Below are 638 nucleotides of genomic sequence, written 5' to 3'. Positions count from 1 at the left end.
TGCTGTAAAAAATACTGGATAATGTACAGGAAAATTCATTAACCGAATATACTAAATTGTATTGGCGAATTTATTAAACGATGTTGGTGAAGAACACCAACATTGCCGAAGTAATTTAATAATTATTAAAATCATTCATGAAAAGATACATAAAGTCAATATCGATTAATTCTTTGATTTGTATTAAAGTTGTACCAAATGGGTCATCTTCAAGTTGAATCTTTTTTAAATAAGGTTCAATAATAATCTCATATTGCATTGATGTTGGTATCACATACTTGTATCCCATAATCTGATAGTCGAAAATTCGATATTCTTTATCCATCAAATGACTGTATTCAGTAAATCGAATTGTTGGATTTTTTATATCGGGCAAGGAAAATGGTAAAACTTTAAATTTGGGTTTATGGTAAAATACTGGATAATCTCCTACATTATATCTTGCAAATTGTCTAATAAAATTAAATCTTTGTTCTAAAGCATCTCCAACTTGCCTTTCACGTTCTTCAAGATAAATTTTATAAACTCCTCTTCTAAATTGTCTCCCTAACATTAATTGAAAATTTGACAAAATCGAATACTTAAATTTAGAAGTAATGGTTTTGCTTTTAAAGTTTAACTTAAAGAATTCAGAAGTA

Annotated in this window: 1 protein-coding gene; it reads right to left on the bottom strand. The window is 27.3% G+C overall.

Annotated elements, in window-relative coordinates; genetic code table 11:
* Nucleotides 1-115: 115 nt before the first annotated feature.
* On the bottom strand, nucleotides 116-638 hold a 523-nt coding region (locus E3E36_RS11180; protein ID WP_167895502.1), incomplete at its 5' end, for a hypothetical protein.

This window comes from Thermococcus sp. M36 (genome assembly GCF_012027355.1).
Classification (GTDB): domain Archaea; phylum Methanobacteriota_B; class Thermococci; order Thermococcales; family Thermococcaceae; genus Thermococcus.
Note: the sequence above shows the minus strand (reverse complement) of the source record. Positions and strands in the feature narration are given on the sequence as shown.